This is a genomic window from Streptomyces sp. NPDC001604 (genome assembly GCF_042893475.1).
GTDB lineage: Bacteria > Actinomycetota > Actinomycetes > Streptomycetales > Streptomycetaceae > Streptomyces.
On record NZ_JBIAUY010000012.1, the window covers coordinates 162,388 to 175,402 of the forward strand.

The 13,015-nt window shown below is 70.4% G+C and carries 16 protein-coding genes and 1 riboswitch; of the genes, 8 read left to right on the forward strand and 8 right to left on the reverse strand.

The features are described 5' to 3' along the window. Position 1: 1 nt before the first annotated feature. Positions 2–1,282, reverse strand: a complete 1,281-nt coding sequence (locus ACFY1E_RS29380) for an adenosylmethionine--8-amino-7-oxononanoate transaminase (protein WP_389080827.1) — start codon at positions 1,280–1,282, stop codon at positions 2–4. Beyond that, positions 1,275–2,468: a biotin synthase BioB gene (gene bioB / locus ACFY1E_RS29385; RefSeq protein WP_389080829.1), complete on the reverse strand. Its 1,194-nt coding sequence runs from the start codon at positions 2,466–2,468 to the stop codon at positions 1,275–1,277. The genes ACFY1E_RS29380 and bioB overlap by 8 nt, the downstream gene beginning before the upstream one ends. 147 nt (positions 2,469–2,615) lie before the next feature. Between bioB and ACFY1E_RS29390 the strand changes: the two genes are divergently transcribed. After that, positions 2,616–3,752, forward strand: a complete 1,137-nt coding sequence (locus tag ACFY1E_RS29390; RefSeq protein WP_389080831.1) for an 8-amino-7-oxononanoate synthase — start codon at positions 2,616–2,618, stop codon at positions 3,750–3,752. A 71-nt stretch (positions 3,753–3,823) separates the two neighbouring features. Here the strand turns inward: ACFY1E_RS29390 and ACFY1E_RS29395 are convergent, their stop codons facing one another. After that, positions 3,824–4,051, reverse strand: a complete 228-nt coding sequence (locus ACFY1E_RS29395) for a DUF397 domain-containing protein (protein WP_389080834.1) — start codon at positions 4,049–4,051, stop codon at positions 3,824–3,826. 9 nt (positions 4,052–4,060) lie between these two features. Then, positions 4,061–4,921 carry a helix-turn-helix domain-containing protein gene (locus tag ACFY1E_RS29400; protein ID WP_389080836.1) on the reverse strand — a complete coding sequence of 287 codons (861 nt, stop codon included), beginning with the start codon at positions 4,919–4,921 and terminating at the stop codon, positions 4,061–4,063. A 213-nt stretch (positions 4,922–5,134) separates the two neighbouring features. Here ACFY1E_RS29400 and ACFY1E_RS29405 point away from each other — a divergent pair, with 213 nt between their 5' ends. Then, positions 5,135–5,593: an ATP-binding protein gene (locus tag ACFY1E_RS29405; protein WP_389080839.1), complete on the forward strand. Its 459-nt coding sequence runs from the start codon at positions 5,135–5,137 to the stop codon at positions 5,591–5,593. Positions 5,594–5,694: 101 nt separating this feature from the next. Here the strand turns inward: ACFY1E_RS29405 and ACFY1E_RS29410 are convergent, their stop codons facing one another. The 3 genes from ACFY1E_RS29410 to ACFY1E_RS29420 all read right to left on the reverse strand — a co-directional run bounded on the left by ACFY1E_RS29410 (position 5,695) and on the right by ACFY1E_RS29420 (position 7,673). Then, the gene (locus ACFY1E_RS29410) at positions 5,695–6,168 is read right to left on the reverse strand and encodes a C40 family peptidase (RefSeq protein ID WP_389080841.1); all 474 of its coding nucleotides are present in this window, start codon (positions 6,166–6,168) and stop codon (positions 5,695–5,697) included. A 3-nt stretch (positions 6,169–6,171) separates the two neighbouring features. After that, positions 6,172–6,383: riboswitch (cyclic di-AMP (ydaO/yuaA leader) on the reverse strand. Between the two features lie 338 nt (positions 6,384–6,721). Continuing rightward, positions 6,722–7,030: a hypothetical protein gene (locus ACFY1E_RS29415; RefSeq protein WP_389080843.1), complete on the reverse strand. Its 309-nt coding sequence runs from the start codon at positions 7,028–7,030 to the stop codon at positions 6,722–6,724. A gap of 7 nt (positions 7,031–7,037) precedes the next feature. Next, the gene (locus ACFY1E_RS29420) at positions 7,038–7,673 is read right to left on the reverse strand and encodes an ATP-dependent Clp protease proteolytic subunit (RefSeq protein ID WP_389080847.1); all 636 of its coding nucleotides are present in this window, start codon (positions 7,671–7,673) and stop codon (positions 7,038–7,040) included. 63 nt (positions 7,674–7,736) lie between these two features. On the opposite strand from ACFY1E_RS29420, the gene ACFY1E_RS29425 reads away from it, so the two are divergent. Continuing rightward, entirely contained in the window at positions 7,737–8,024 is a 288-nt protein-coding gene (locus tag ACFY1E_RS29425) for a type II toxin-antitoxin system Phd/YefM family antitoxin (RefSeq protein ID WP_389080849.1), read from the forward strand. A gap of 65 nt (positions 8,025–8,089) precedes the next feature. Here the strand turns inward: ACFY1E_RS29425 and ACFY1E_RS29430 are convergent, their stop codons facing one another. Then, the gene (locus ACFY1E_RS29430; RefSeq protein WP_389080851.1) at positions 8,090–9,103 is read right to left on the reverse strand and encodes an ABC transporter permease; all 1,014 of its coding nucleotides are present in this window, start codon (positions 9,101–9,103) and stop codon (positions 8,090–8,092) included. Between the two features lie 113 nt (positions 9,104–9,216). Between ACFY1E_RS29430 and ACFY1E_RS29435 the strand changes: the two genes are divergently transcribed. The 5 genes from ACFY1E_RS29435 to ACFY1E_RS29455 all read left to right on the forward strand — a co-directional run bounded on the left by ACFY1E_RS29435 (position 9,217) and on the right by ACFY1E_RS29455 (position 12,967). Next, positions 9,217–9,867 carry a TetR/AcrR family transcriptional regulator gene (locus ACFY1E_RS29435; RefSeq protein ID WP_389080853.1) on the forward strand — a complete coding sequence of 217 codons (651 nt, stop codon included), beginning with the start codon at positions 9,217–9,219 and terminating at the stop codon, positions 9,865–9,867. A gap of 87 nt (positions 9,868–9,954) precedes the next feature. Beyond that, entirely contained in the window at positions 9,955–10,257 is a 303-nt protein-coding gene (locus ACFY1E_RS29440; RefSeq protein WP_133931874.1) for an urease subunit gamma, read from the forward strand. A 10-nt stretch (positions 10,258–10,267) separates the two neighbouring features. Next, a complete protein-coding gene (locus ACFY1E_RS29445) occupies positions 10,268–10,579 on the forward strand; it encodes an urease subunit beta (RefSeq protein ID WP_389080855.1) in 312 nt (103 codons plus the stop codon). Further along, a complete protein-coding gene (locus tag ACFY1E_RS29450) occupies positions 10,572–12,293 on the forward strand; it encodes an urease subunit alpha (protein ID WP_389080857.1) in 1,722 nt (573 codons plus the stop codon). Before ACFY1E_RS29445 ends, ACFY1E_RS29450 begins: the two co-directional genes overlap by 8 nt. Beyond that, positions 12,293–12,967 carry an urease accessory protein UreF gene (locus ACFY1E_RS29455; protein ID WP_389080859.1) on the forward strand — a complete coding sequence of 225 codons (675 nt, stop codon included), beginning with the start codon at positions 12,293–12,295 and terminating at the stop codon, positions 12,965–12,967. The genes ACFY1E_RS29450 and ACFY1E_RS29455 overlap by 1 nt, the downstream gene beginning before the upstream one ends. The last annotated feature ends 48 nt before the right edge of the window (positions 12,968–13,015 follow it).

Genomic DNA, 13,015 nt, shown 5'->3' on the forward strand with positions numbered 1-13,015 from the left:
GTCATCCCTCTCGCGCCGCCGCGCACACCGCGCGCGCGATCCGTGCCACGTCGGCGTCCCCGGTGACGTACGGCGGCATCGTGTAGATCAGATCGCGGAACGGCCGCAGCCACACGCCCTCGCGCACGGCCGCGTCCGTCGCCGCCTTCATGTCGACGGAGTGGTCCAGCTGCACGACCCCGATGGCGCCGAGGACGCGTACGTCCTGCACGCCCGGGAGGTCGAGAGCCGGTGCGAGCCCCTCCTGCAGTCCCGTCTCGATCCGTTTGACCTCGCCCAGCCAGTCCTGGCCGAGCAGCAGCTCGATCGAGGCGCAGGCCACGGACGCGGCCAGGGGGTTGCCCATGAAGGTCGGGCCGTGGGCCAGGACCGGCACCTCGCCCTGCGAGATGCCGTCGGCCACGCGGGATGTGCACAAGGTCGCCGCCATCGTCATATAGCCGCCGGTCAGCGCCTTGCCCACGCACATGACGTCCGGCGTCACGGCCGCGTGGTCGGCCGCGAACAGGGCGCCCGTGCGGCCGAACCCGGTCGCGATCTCGTCGAACACCAGCAGCACGTCATGCGCGTCGCACGCCTCCCGCAGCACCCGCAGATATGCGGGGGAGTGGAAGCGCATCCCGCCCGCGCCCTGCACCACCGGCTCGACGATCACCGCGGCCAGTTCACCGGCGTGCCGCTCGATCGCCGAGCGCAGTTGCTCCGCGTACGACTCCTCGTACCCGGCCGGGGGCGCGTCCACGAACACCTGGCGCGGCAGTACCCCGCTCCACAGTTCGTGCATCCCGCCCTCGGGGTCGCACACCGACATGGGCTGCCAGGTGTCGCCGTGATAGCCGCCGCGCCACGTCAGCAGCCGCTGTTTGCCGGGGCGGCCCAGCGAACGCCAGTACTGCAGACACATCTTCGCCGCGACCTCGACCGACACCGACCCGGAGTCCGTGAGGAAGACATGCTCCAGACCCTCGGGCGACATGTCGACAAGGTGCTTTGCGAGCCGGACAGCAGGCTCGTGGGTGAGCCCGCCGAACATCACATGGCTCATCCGGCCGAGCTGCTCGCGCGCCGCCTCGTTGAGCACCGGGTGGTTGTAGCCGTGGATGGCCGACCACCAGGACGACATGCCGTCGACCAGCTCGCCCGAGCCGTCCGCGAGCCGCAGCCGCACCCCGCTCGCCGACTCGACGACGAGCGGTTCGACCCGGCCGGGCATGGGCCCGTACGGATGCCAGACATGCCGCCGGTCGAGCTCCAGCAGCTCGGACACGGGCAGGTCAGGCATTGGGCGCGAGATCCGTGCCGACACCGCGGTGGCGCATGGCGACCAGGTCGGTGCGGGGCTCGGCCGACGGCGCCGGCGCCGCCGTACCGCAGACACCGCCGTCCGCGTGCGAACCGCACCCGCCGTCCTGGTGGGAGCCGCAGCCGGTCCCGGCGTGCGAACCACAGCCGCCGCCCGAGGTGACCCGGTGCTCCGGCAGCGTCACCTCGCCGGCGCCCTCCACCTCGAAGCCGGCGTCCGCGATCATCTCCAGGTCGGCCTTGCCGGCCTGGCCCTCGCTGGTGAGGTAGTCGCCGAGGAAGATCGAGTTGGCCAGGTTCAGCGCCAGGGGCTGCATGGTCCGCAGGTGGACCTCGCGACCGCCGGCGATGCGGACCTCGACGTCCGGGCACACGAACCGCACCATCGCCAGGATCCGCAGACAGCGCTGCGGGGTGAGGTGCCACTCCTTGGCGAGCGGGGTGCCCTCCATCGGGATCAGGAAGTTCACCGGCACCGAGTCCGGGTCCAGCTCACGCAGCGAGAAGACCACGTCCACCAGGTCCTCGTCGCTCTCACCCATGCCCGCGATCAGACCGGAGCAGGCGGACAGACCGGCCGCGTGCGCCTTGGTCACGGTGTCCACCCGGTCGGCGTACGTGTGCGTGGTCGTGATGTCCCCGTACGTCGCCTCGGACGTGTTCAGGTTGTGGTTGTAGGCGTCCGCGCCCGCCTCGCGCAGCCGCTCGGCCTGGCCGTCGGAGAGCAGACCGAGACAGGCGCACACCTCGACGCCCTCGTTCTGCTCCTTGATCGCCTTGATGGTGCCGGCGACCCGCTCCACGTCCCGGTCGGTCGGCCCGCGCCCGGACGCCACCAGGCACACCCGCTTGGCGCCACCCGCCAGACCGGCTGCCGCGGCCTGCGAGGCCTCGTCCGGCTTGATCCAGGTGTACTTCAGGATGTCGGCCTTGGAGCCGAGCCGCTGGGAGCAGTACGAGCAGTCCTCCGGACACAGTCCGGACTTCAAGTTGACGAGGTAGTTGAGTTTCACCCGTCGGCCGAACCAGTGCCGGCGCACCTTTCCGGCCGCGGCCACCACATCGAGCACGTCGTCGTCGGAAGTGGCGAGGACGGCCAGAGCTTCCTCGCGGGTCGGCAGCTCGCGCCGAAGCCCCTTGTCCACCAGCGTGTTCAGCAGGTCCATGAAAGCCGATCCTGTCTTACGGAAGCGCTCCCGGCCAAGGAGAGAATGAACAACAGGGACACTTCGTCGTGTGTGTATTGCCACACCATGGGGTGCGGCTCGTCCGGCTAGTGTCTGTCCACTGCCTACAAAAGCCCCGGAGGAGCCATGGCGTTCGGCTGGATCGACGAACAGGCGCGGCTGCGCCGTCGCGCCGGACTCGTACGGACCCTGCGCCCGCGCCCGGCCGACTCCCCGCTGCTGGACCTCGCGAGCAACGACTACCTCGGGCTGGCCCACCATCCGGCCGTCGCCGAGGGCGCGGCGGTGGCCGCGCGGACCTGGGGCGGCGGCTCGACCGGCTCTCGACTGGTGACCGGCACGACGGAACTCCACACCGAACTGGAGCACGAGCTGGCCGGCTTCTGCGGCTTCGAGGCGGCACTCGTCTTCTCCTCCGGCTACGCGGCCAACCTCGCCGCGGTCACCGCACTGGCCCCGCACGGCTCGCTGATCGTCTCCGACGCGGGCAACCACGCCTCCCTCATCGACGGCTGCCGGCTGGCCCGGGGCACCACCCAGGTCGTCGGGCACGCCGACCCGGAGGCGGTGCGCAAGGCGCTGCAGACCCACGAGGACAGCGCGGCGAGCGCGGTCGTCGTCTCCGACACGGTCTTCTCGGTCGACGGCGACGCGGCCCCGCTGGCCGAACTGGCCGCCGCCTGCCGGGAGCGCGGCGCGGGACTGCTGGTCGACGACGCGCACGGCCTCGGCGTCCTCGGTGACGGCGGCCGCGGCGCCCCGCACGCGGCGGGCCTCGCGGGCGCCGACGACGTGGTCGTGACCGCCACGCTGTCCAAGTCGCTCGGCAGCCAGGGCGGAGTCGTCCTCGGCCCCGCCCGGGTCATCGACCACCTCGTCAACGCGGCCCGCACCTTCATCTTCGACACGGGCCTCGCCCCCGCCGCGGCGGGCGCGGCCCTGGCGGCGCTGCGACTGCTGCGCCGCGAGCCGGAGCGTGCGGCACGCGCGCGTGCGGTCGCCGCCGAACTGCACGCACGCCTGACCGCCGCGGGTCACGAGGCGGTGCGCCCGGACGCCGCGGTGGTCTCCGTGCGGGCTCCGTCCCCGGAGGGGGCCGTGCAATGGGCGGCCGACTGCCGTACGGCAGGCCTCGCCGTGGGCTGCTTCCGTCCTCCTTCCGTGCCCGACGGCATCTCAAGGCTCAGGCTGACCGCGCGCGCGGACCTCTCCGAGGCGCAGATCGAACGCGCTGTACGAGTGATCGGCGAGACGCGACCATGAGTCGGCGTGACACGGCCGTGTGCCGCACGATGCGGAACTGATCGGAACTGGTCAGGGCCGATCGGGACTGATCAGGACCTGAATGTGGCCGTGAAGTCCGTCCAGCTCTCGGGGGAGATGAGCAGGGCGGGCCCGGCCGGGTCCTTGGAGTCGCGCACGGCGAGCAGCCCGGCCCAGGGGCCGCAGTGCGGCCGAGCCGTCTCGACGCAGTTGTTCGCACCCGTGCTGTAGCTGCTGCGCAGCCACTGCACGCCGTGCAGATCGGTACTGGAAGGTACGTTCCGAGGCAGTGCTGACATGGTGCCTCCTTACGCGCCGTCACCTATCCCGGCGATGTAATCCAACGAGTCCTCGGGCGAAAGGGCGTGGAACTGAAGGGCGTTGAAGGCCTCGGTGTAGGCCCGGAGGTCTTCTTTCCGTTCGAGGTAGAGGCTACTCGTCAAGTGGTCGAGAACAACCACGTCCAGATCAGAAGTGCTCGAAAATGAGAAGATTACGAAAGGTCCGGTGACACCGACGTGCGCCCCGGCAGCGAACGGCAGTACCTGAAGCCGCACTTGAGGCAGCCGCGCCGCTTCCAGGAGCCGTTCGAGCTGCTGCTCCATGACGTCGGGTCCGCCGATCTCCCGGCGTAGTACCGCCTCGTCCAGTACCGCGCTCAGCTCCAGCGGCGGGTCCGAACGCAGCACGTCCTGCCTGGCCAGCCGCACCTCGACCAGGGCGTCGAGCCGTTCGTCGTCCAGTCCGCCGACCGCTGCCCGGGTCACCGCTCGTGCGTAAGCGGGCGTCTGCAGAAGGCCGGGTACGACAGACGTCTCCAGCGTGCTCATCGCTCTCGCCTGGGACTCCAGACTGATGAAATCGCGGTAGGTCGGCGGCAGTACGCCACGATAGGCGTGCCACCAGTGATGCCGGCCGCCTCCCTCGTCGGAGCCCGCCAACACCAGCAGCAATTCACGGAGTTGGGCGTCCGACACGGCGTAGGCGTCCAGGAGTAACCGAACATCGGCCGGTTTCACCCCGCTGGCGCCGGTCTCGATCCGGCTCACCTTCGACTGGTGCCAGCCGACGAGCCGGGCGGCCTCACCACTGGTGAGCCCCGCGCTCGTGCGCAGCGCACGCAGTTCGGCGCCCAGCTTACGGCGGCGCACCGCGGGACCGTGTTGCATGCGCTTCTCCTTACTCCTTCCGTGCCACCCAAATACGGTCTCCCGTCGCAGAGTTCACCGCTTTGAGCGACAGATATATGCATATCTTGGTGGATCGCCACCCGTGACGGGCGCGGTAATGGCAGTCTGGCGACGAAGCACCAGTCCGGGACCGTACTCGAACCAACCGCTCCGTGTCGGACTCCGGTCCCGTGGGAAAGGGACGACCGCGCCATGGCAGACCATTTGGAAGCATCCGTCACTCTGCCGAGCGATCCCGCCTCGGTCTCCGCGGCCCGCGGCTTCGTGGTCACCACGCTGGCCGAGTGGGGACTGCCTGCGGACACGGAGGCCGCCGAGACCATCCGCCTCATCGTCTCCGAACTCGCCACCAACTCGGTACAGCACACCTTCGGTCAGTCACCCACCTTCACGGTGGACATCGAACTCCACCGTGACGAGCAGCTCCGCATCGGTGTCACCGACAGCCACCCCCGCTTCCCCAAGCGCCTGCCCGCCGCCGTGCAGCAGGACAACGGCCGGGGCATGGTGATCATCCGCTGGCTGGCCGCCGAATGCGGTGGCCGACTGCATGTCCGCCCCACCCGTGAGGGCGGCAAGACGGTCACCATCGAGCTCCCGTGGACCGTACCGGCCCAGCCGGTGCCGGCAGCGGGGCAGCAGGAGCCGTAGTCGCTCAACCGTGCCGCGCAACCGCGCCGGGGCGCTCTGGTGCCGCGTAATGCCCCGCGGGGGCGGCGGCGTGTCAGGTTGCCGTCGCCCCCGCGGGAGAGTCAGCTGACCCGGCCGTACCAGACGCTGGACGTCCAGATCTTCTGCAGCTTTACGACGTCCCCGGTCTTCGGGGCGTGCCAGATCTTCCCCTTCCCGGCGTAGATGCCGACGTGGTAGACGTTGGAGCCCGAGTGGAAGAACACCAGGTCTCCGGCCTTCCGGCTCTTCGCGGAGATGTGCCTGGTCTTGTTGTACTGCTGGGCCGCCGTACGGGGCAGGGTCTTGCCCGCCTTCTTGAACGAGTACAGCGTGAGCCCGGAGCAGTCGAACCGGCGCGGTCCCGAGGCGCCCCACTTGTACGGGGAACCCTTTTTGGAAGCCGCGATCTGAAGTGCCTTCGTCGCCATGGTGGCTGCCGAGGCGTCGGAGGCGACACCCGGGACCACGATGGAGCCGCCCACTGCGGCGATGGTGAGGGCCGAGGCCGTACCGGCCCGGACCATCAGCGACGGGACACGATTGAGCGCAGTCATGCGCAACCCTTCGTCAGCCGCCTGTGAAGGATGACCTGTCGGATTCGGGCTGGCGAAGTTGCCCGGCCGCTGACGCGGCTTCACCCCAAGGGCTGCTCGACCCGGTCATGGCGTGACCGTTCCGGCGACCCGTCTTGCTTGGGTCCTCCACTCCTGCCGATCCACTCCTGTCGACCGGTCATCCGGGCGGCGGCAGGACTCGGCGTCCGCCCGGATCGCCCCGCCGCTGCGGCGGGGGCTTGTCGTCAGACAGGGATCTTCACCCATACAAGTCCGAAAATCCCAATGGAACCGGGGGTTTGTGTCGTTACTCACCACTCACCCGTTCGGGTGGACACCCCTGTGTTCGAGGGAGCGTTGAGGCCCCCGAGGAGGCTCGGACCAGCACCGGAGCACCGGAAACCGCCCTCGGGGCAGGCGCGTTGCGCAACCCTGACGGTCGCGAAAAAGGAGCCGCGACTACGCCGAATGGGGGTACCTCATTTGGTCCGTTTGAACTCCGGTCCGGACGTTGCGCCCACAGGACGGAAGGTCCGGACCGGTTGTACGTGCGTCAACTTTCGGACTGCGGCGGCACCGTGACCCGGGCGGTGCGCCGCTCCCCGTCGAGCACCCGAAGGGCGCGTCCCAGTGTCGGGGCGTGCAGTTCGGTCTCGCCCCGCTGGTGCATCAGCGCCAGGGCGTCGCGCAGCAGGGCCGCCTTGCTCACCAGCGCCTGCGCCGCCCGCAGCCCGCGATACGTGTCGCCGGGCTGCGCCGGATTGATGCGGCCGAGCAGGTCGACCACGTCGAGGTAACGGTCGATCAACTCGCCCTCGGCGCGGGTGAGGGCGGGCAGCGGCGGAAGTTCGGGTGGGAGCACCGGCCGCTCACCGCCCGGTGGGCGGGGCGAGGGTGGCCTTGCGGCTGGGGATGATCCGGTCCACCAGGCCGTACTCCACGGCTTCTTGGGCGTTCAGGATCTTGTCCCGCTCGATGTCCGCCGCGACTTGCTCCGGGCTGCGTCCCGTGTGCCGTACGAGCATCTGCTCCAGCCGGGCCCGCATCCGGCCCAACTCCTCGGCCTGGATGGCCAGATCGCTGGTCTGTCCCTCGATGGGCTCGGCCAGGAGCGGCTGGTGGATCACCATGCGCGCGCCCGGCAGCGCGAACCGCTTGCCGGGCGTGCCCGCCCCGAGCAGCACCGCGGCGGACGAGCCGGCCTGCCCCAGGCAGATCGTCTCCACGTCGCAGCCGACGTACTGCATCGTGTCGTAGATCGCCGACATGGCGGTGAACGAGCCGCCGGGGGAGTTGATGTAGAGCGAGATGTCCTGGTCCGGCGCCTGGTACTCGAGGTGCATGAACTGGGCCATCACATCGTTCGCCGAGGTGTCGTCGATCGGCGTCCCGAGAAAGACGATCCGCTCCTCCAGCAGCTTGGAGTACGGATCCATCGTCTTGGTGCCGGAGCTGGTGCGTTCGGTGAACTCGGGCAGGACGTAACGGGCGGACGGTCGGGTCATCGGTACCCCTCCTTCTGCGTCTGTAAAAAATGTACAGGACGTACATGACGTTATGATGGGGGTATGGCCTACGAGATTCCGGTGACGCAAGCCAGGGCTGAGCTCGCCGATCTGATCAACCGGGTGGTGTACGGCGGTGAGCGCGTCGTCGTGACACGGCACGGAAAGCCCCTCGTCGCCCTGGTCTCCGCCGCCGACCTGGAGCGGCTGGAGGAGCTGCAGGAAGTCCCGGAGCCCGCCGAGGAGCAGGTGATCAGCTCGGTCTCCACCGTCCGCGAGGTGGCGTCCGCTCCCCGCGAACAGCAGCGCTTCGGCATCGCGGCGCACCACCGCGGGACCGGCGCCTCGTAGGAACGCAAAGACCGTGCACCCCCGTCCGCTACGGCGGGGATGCACGGTCGGTTCGCTGCGCCGGATCAGCCGACCGCGGCGAGGGTCCGCTCGGCGGCGGGCTCGGTGGTCTTCGCCCGCGACCTGAGTGCATGGCCGAGCAGCACGGCGCCCAGGCCCACGAGGGCCCACCAGGTGAGGGTCAGGGCGGGGCCGGTCGCCGCCGCGCCGTCGAAGAACGACACCGAGCGGAGCAGGGTCGTCCCCGCGCCCGGCGGCAGCCACTGGCCGATGGTGCCGACCGGCTCGGGCAGCATCTGCGGGGCCGAGGGTGCGCCGGAGAAGGGGTTGCCGAACAGCATCACGGTGCCCGCCGCGATCCCGGTGCCCGCCCGTCCGAACAGGGCGCCGAGCCCTGCGACCGCGGCACTCACGGCCAGCGTCGCCAGGCCCAGTACGCCGGCCTCCGCCCACCAGTCGCCGGTGAGCACCCCGAGCCAGCTGTGCGCGATACCGGCCGCGGTCGCGCCGACCAGCGTGGCGGCCCCGATCAGCGCGGCCACGGCACGCGGACCGCGCAGTCCCGTCATGGTCACCACCGAGCCGGCCGCGATCCCGGCCAGCGCCAGCGGCAGCACGCCGGCGTTGAGGGCGGCGCCGCGAGGGTCGTTCGCCGGGGTGGCCACGACGTCGACCGTACGGATCTGTGCGCCCTCGGCGGACGCCTGCCGGGCCACTGCCTGCTGCAGCAGCTGGGCGACCGTCGGGCTCGCGGCCGAGGCGGTGAGCAGCTCGGGGCCCTGGGCCGTGACGACGACAGCGCCGTATACGGTCCGGTCCTCGATGGCGTTCCGGGCGGCGGCCTCGTCGGCGTAGCGGTGGATCTCGAACGCGCCCTTCTTCTGCTCAAGCTGCCTTTCCACCTGGGCCGTCGCGGCCGTGGGGCCGGCCACGCCGAGCGGCAGGTCGCGGGGCGCGGTGCGCGCGGCGGGCCAGGCGAAGGCCCACAGTGCCAGGGCGGCGAGCAGCGGGACGAGGACGACGACCGCGATCAGGCGGCGGGTCCGTGTCCTTGCGGGGGTGGCGGACGTGGCGGACATGGCTTCCTCTCCAGACGGAGTAAAAAGAAGGATCGTTCGTTTTAGGTGTGTCACCACCGTCCTGCCGTCCGGGGGTGCTTGTCAAGAAGGAACGTTCGTTTTACTTTGTGACCATGGCCCGTGTATCCCAGGAACACCTCGACGCCCGCCGCCGGCAGATCCTCGACGGCGCCGCGCTGTGCTTCGCACGCAACGGCTTCCACGCCACGTCCATGCAGGACGTCCTGAAGGAGGTGGACCTGTCCGCGGGTGCCGTCTACCGCTACTTCAGCGGCAAGGAGGAGCTGATCGCCGCGATCGTCGCGGAGGTGCTCGGCCAGGTGCACAAGGCCTTCGAGGAGGAGGCCCGCAACAGCCCGCCCCCGCCTCCGGACCTCCTGGTGTCGTCGGTGCTCGGCCGCGTGCTCGCGGCCAAGGAGTCGCTGACCGTGGACGGGCGGCCCGCCTTTCCGGGGCTCGTCGTCCAGGTATGGGCGGAGACCCTCCGCAACGAGGAGCTCGCGGCCCTGCTGCGTGAGGGCTACGGCGCGGTGCGGGAGACCTGGGGGCGGATCGCCGAGTCGTACCAGGAAGCCGGAATGATGCGGTCGGACGTGTCCCCGGACGACGTGGCCCGCACGATGATGGCCGCCGCGATGGGCTTCCTCGCGCAGCAGGCGCTGTTCGGGCCGGCTTCGAGCGACGTCCTGCGAGACGGTCTACGGGCGTTGATGAGCGTGCAGGATCACAGCTCGGTTAACTTGCTTGAAACTCGGTCCAACTAGCCTGCCGATCCACGCCACCAGGGACTTTGCCCCGTGGCTGCGGCAACCGGACCCCGCACGGTCCGGGCGAGGACTGTGAGGTGGGACGTGCAACTGACCCCGCACGAGCAAGAGAGGCTGCTCATCCATGTGGCGGCCGACGTCGCCGAGAAGCGCCGGGCCCGCGGGCTCAAGCTCAACCACCCCGAGGCGATCGCCCTCATCACCGCGCACATCCTCGAAGGCGCCCGTGACGGCCGTACGGTCGCCGAGCTCATGGCCTCCGGGCGCAAGCTCCTGACCAGGGACGACGTCATGGAGGGCATTCCCGAGATGATCCACGACGTCCAGGTCGAGGCGACCTTCCCGGACGGCACCAAGCTCGTCACCGTCCACGACCCGATCGTCTGAGGGGGCCTCGATGATTCCCGGCGAGATCCTGTTCGCGGACGAGTCCGTTGTGTACAACGAGGGCCGCGAGGTCACCCGGCTGACCGTCCTCAACGCCGCCGACCGGCCCGTCCAGGTCGGCTCCCACTACCACTTCGCCGAGGCCAACCCCGGCCTGGACTTCGACCGCGCAGCCGCCCGCGGCAAGCGGCTCAACATCGCCGCGGGTACGGCCGTGCGCTTCGAGCCCGGGATCCCCGTCGACGTCGAACTCGTCCCGCTGGCCGGCGCCCGTGTGGTGCCCGGGCTGCGCGGGGAGACCGGAGGTGCCCTCGATGCCTGAGATCTCGCGTGCCGCGTACGCCGACCTGTTCGGCCCCACCACCGGCGACCGCATCCGGCTCGCCGACACCGATCTGGTCGTCGAGATCGAGGAGGATCGTTCCGGCGGACCCGGACTCGCCGGTGACGAGGCCGTGTTCGGCGGCGGCAAGGTCATCCGGGAGTCCATGGGCCAGTCGCGTGCCACGCGCGCGGAGGGCACCCCGGACACGGTCATCACGGGTGCGGTGATCATCGACCACTGGGGCATCGTCAAGGCCGATGTCGGCATCCGCGACGGCCGGATCACCGGGATCGGCAAGGCCGGCAACCCCGACACCATGGACGGCGTCCACCCCGACCTGGTCATCGGCCCCGAGACCGAGGTCATCGCGGGCAACGGGCGGATCCTGACCGCCGGCGCCATCGACGCGCACGTCCACTTCATCTGTCCGCAGATCGCCGACGAGGCGCTGTCCGCCGGTATCACCACGCTGGTGGGCGGCGGCACCGGACCCGCCGAGGGCTCCAAGGCCACCACGGTCACGCCCGGCCCCTGGCACCTCGCGCGGATGCTGGAGGCGATGGAGCAGTACCCGCTCAACATCGGCTTCCTCGGCAAGGGCAACACCGTCTCGCACGAGGCGATGCTGTCGCAGATCCGCGGCGGGGCGCTGGGCCTCAAACTGCACGAGGACTGGGGCTCGACGCCCGCCGTCATCGACGCCTCGCTGACCGTGGCGGACCAGACGGGCATCCAGGTCGCCATTCACACGGACACGCTCAACGAGGCCGGGTTCGTGGGCGACACCCTCGCCGCGATCGCCGGGCGCGGCATCCACGCGTACCACACCGAGGGTGCGGGCGGCGGGCACGCGCCGGACATCATGACCGTCGTCTCCGAGCCGCATGTGCTGCCGAGTTCGACCAACCCGACGCGGCCGTTCACCGTCAACACCGCCGAGGAACACCTCGACATGCTGATGGTGTGCCACCACCTCAACCCGGCGGTGCCCGAGGACCTGTCGTTCGCCGAGTCGCGGATCCGGCCGTCCACCATCGGGGCCGAGGACATCCTGCACGACCTGGGCGCCATCTCGATCATCTCGTCCGACGCCCAGGCCATGGGGCGCGTCGGCGAGGTCATCATGCGGACCTGGCAGACGGCACACGTGATGAAGCGGCGGCGTGGAGCGCTGCCGGGCGACGGGCGCGCCGACAACCGGCGGGTGCGGCGTTACGTGGCCAAGTACACGATCAATCCGGCGCTCGCGCAGGGACTTGCGCGGGAGATCGGCTCGGTGGAGACCGGCAAGCTCGCCGACCTCGTGCTGTGGGAGCCCGCGTTCTTCGGGGTCAAGCCGCAACTGGTCGTCAAGGGCGGGCAGATCGCCTACGCGCAGATGGGCGACGCCAACGCGTCCATCCCGACGCCGCAGCCGATCCTTCCGCGGCCGATGTACGGGGCGATCGGGCGGGCGCCCGCCTCGAACTCCTTCAACTTCGTGGCGCCCCTCGCCATCGAGGACGGGCTGCCGGAGCGGCTCTCGCTCGGCAAGCGGTTCGTCGCGATCGAGTCGACGCGCGGGGTCACCAAGGCCGACATGCGGGAGAACGACGCGCGGCCCCGGGTGCAGGTCGACCCCGACAGCTTCGCCGTGCACATCGACGGGGAGCTGGTCGAGGCTACGCCGGCCGCCGAACTGCCCATGGCTCAGCGGTACTTCCTCTTCTGATGTCCAGGGCAGCTCTTCTCGTTCTGGCCGACGGGCGCTTTCCCGCCGGAGGGCATGCGCACTCCGGCGGGGCCGAGGCGGCCGTGAAGGCCGGGCGGATCAGTGGGGCCGCGAGCCTGGAGTCCTTCTGCCGGGGGCGGCTGCACACGGCGGGGCTGGTCGCGGCCTCGCTCGCGGCCGCCGCCGTGCTCGGCGTGGATCCTGTGGCCCTGGATGCGGCGGCGGATGCGCGGACGCCGTCGCCTGCCTTGCGGGTCGCCGGGCGGAAGCTGGGCCGGCAGTTGATGCGGGCCGCTCGCGCTGCCTGGCCCTCGGGTGAACTCGACGCCCTGGCACGGGAGTTTCCCAAGGGCGCGCATCAGCCGGTGGTGCTCGGGGTGGCCGCTCGGGCGGCGGGCTTGGAGGCCGTGGATGCGGCCTACTGTGCGGCGTACGAGAGCGTCAGTGGGCCGGCCGGTGCGACGGTGCGGTTGTTGAGTCTTGATCCGTTCGATGCGACGGGGGTGCTGGCTCGGCTGGCGCCGGAGGTCGATCGTGTCGCGGATCGGGCGGTGGAGGCGGCGCGGGTCGTTGTCGACGAGGGAGTCGATGCGGTGCCTGCGGCTTCCGGGCCGTTGCTGGAGATTTCCGCGGAGGTGCATGCCGCATGGGCTGTGCGGCTGTTCGCCTCGTAGTTTCCTTCGCCCCCGCCGCCCCTTCCCGTTCCCGAACCTGGGGGCTTT

Coding starts and splice junctions, on each gene's coding strand:
- ACFY1E_RS29380 (WP_389080827.1), bottom strand. CDS start 1,282: ATGCCTGACCTGCCCGTGTCCGAGCTGCTGGAGCTCGACCGGCGGCAT.
- bioB (WP_389080829.1), bottom strand. CDS start 2,468: ATGGACCTGCTGAACACGCTGGTGGACAAGGGGCTTCGGCGCGAGCTG.
- ACFY1E_RS29390 (WP_389080831.1), top strand. CDS start 2,616: ATGGCGTTCGGCTGGATCGACGAACAGGCGCGGCTGCGCCGTCGCGCC.
- ACFY1E_RS29395 (WP_389080834.1), bottom strand. CDS start 4,051: ATGTCAGCACTGCCTCGGAACGTACCTTCCAGTACCGATCTGCACGGC.
- ACFY1E_RS29400 (WP_389080836.1), bottom strand. CDS start 4,921: ATGCAACACGGTCCCGCGGTGCGCCGCCGTAAGCTGGGCGCCGAACTG.
- ACFY1E_RS29405 (WP_389080839.1), top strand. CDS start 5,135: ATGGCAGACCATTTGGAAGCATCCGTCACTCTGCCGAGCGATCCCGCC.
- ACFY1E_RS29410 (WP_389080841.1), bottom strand. CDS start 6,168: ATGACTGCGCTCAATCGTGTCCCGTCGCTGATGGTCCGGGCCGGTACG.
- ACFY1E_RS29420 (WP_389080847.1), bottom strand. CDS start 7,673: ATGACCCGACCGTCCGCCCGTTACGTCCTGCCCGAGTTCACCGAACGC.
- ACFY1E_RS29425 (WP_389080849.1), top strand. CDS start 7,737: ATGGCCTACGAGATTCCGGTGACGCAAGCCAGGGCTGAGCTCGCCGAT.
- ACFY1E_RS29430 (WP_389080851.1), bottom strand. CDS start 9,103: ATGTCCGCCACGTCCGCCACCCCCGCAAGGACACGGACCCGCCGCCTG.
- ACFY1E_RS29435 (WP_389080853.1), top strand. CDS start 9,217: ATGGCCCGTGTATCCCAGGAACACCTCGACGCCCGCCGCCGGCAGATC.
- ACFY1E_RS29445 (WP_389080855.1), top strand. CDS start 10,268: ATGATTCCCGGCGAGATCCTGTTCGCGGACGAGTCCGTTGTGTACAAC.
- ACFY1E_RS29450 (WP_389080857.1), top strand. CDS start 10,572: ATGCCTGAGATCTCGCGTGCCGCGTACGCCGACCTGTTCGGCCCCACC.
- ACFY1E_RS29455 (WP_389080859.1), top strand. CDS start 12,293: ATGTCCAGGGCAGCTCTTCTCGTTCTGGCCGACGGGCGCTTTCCCGCC.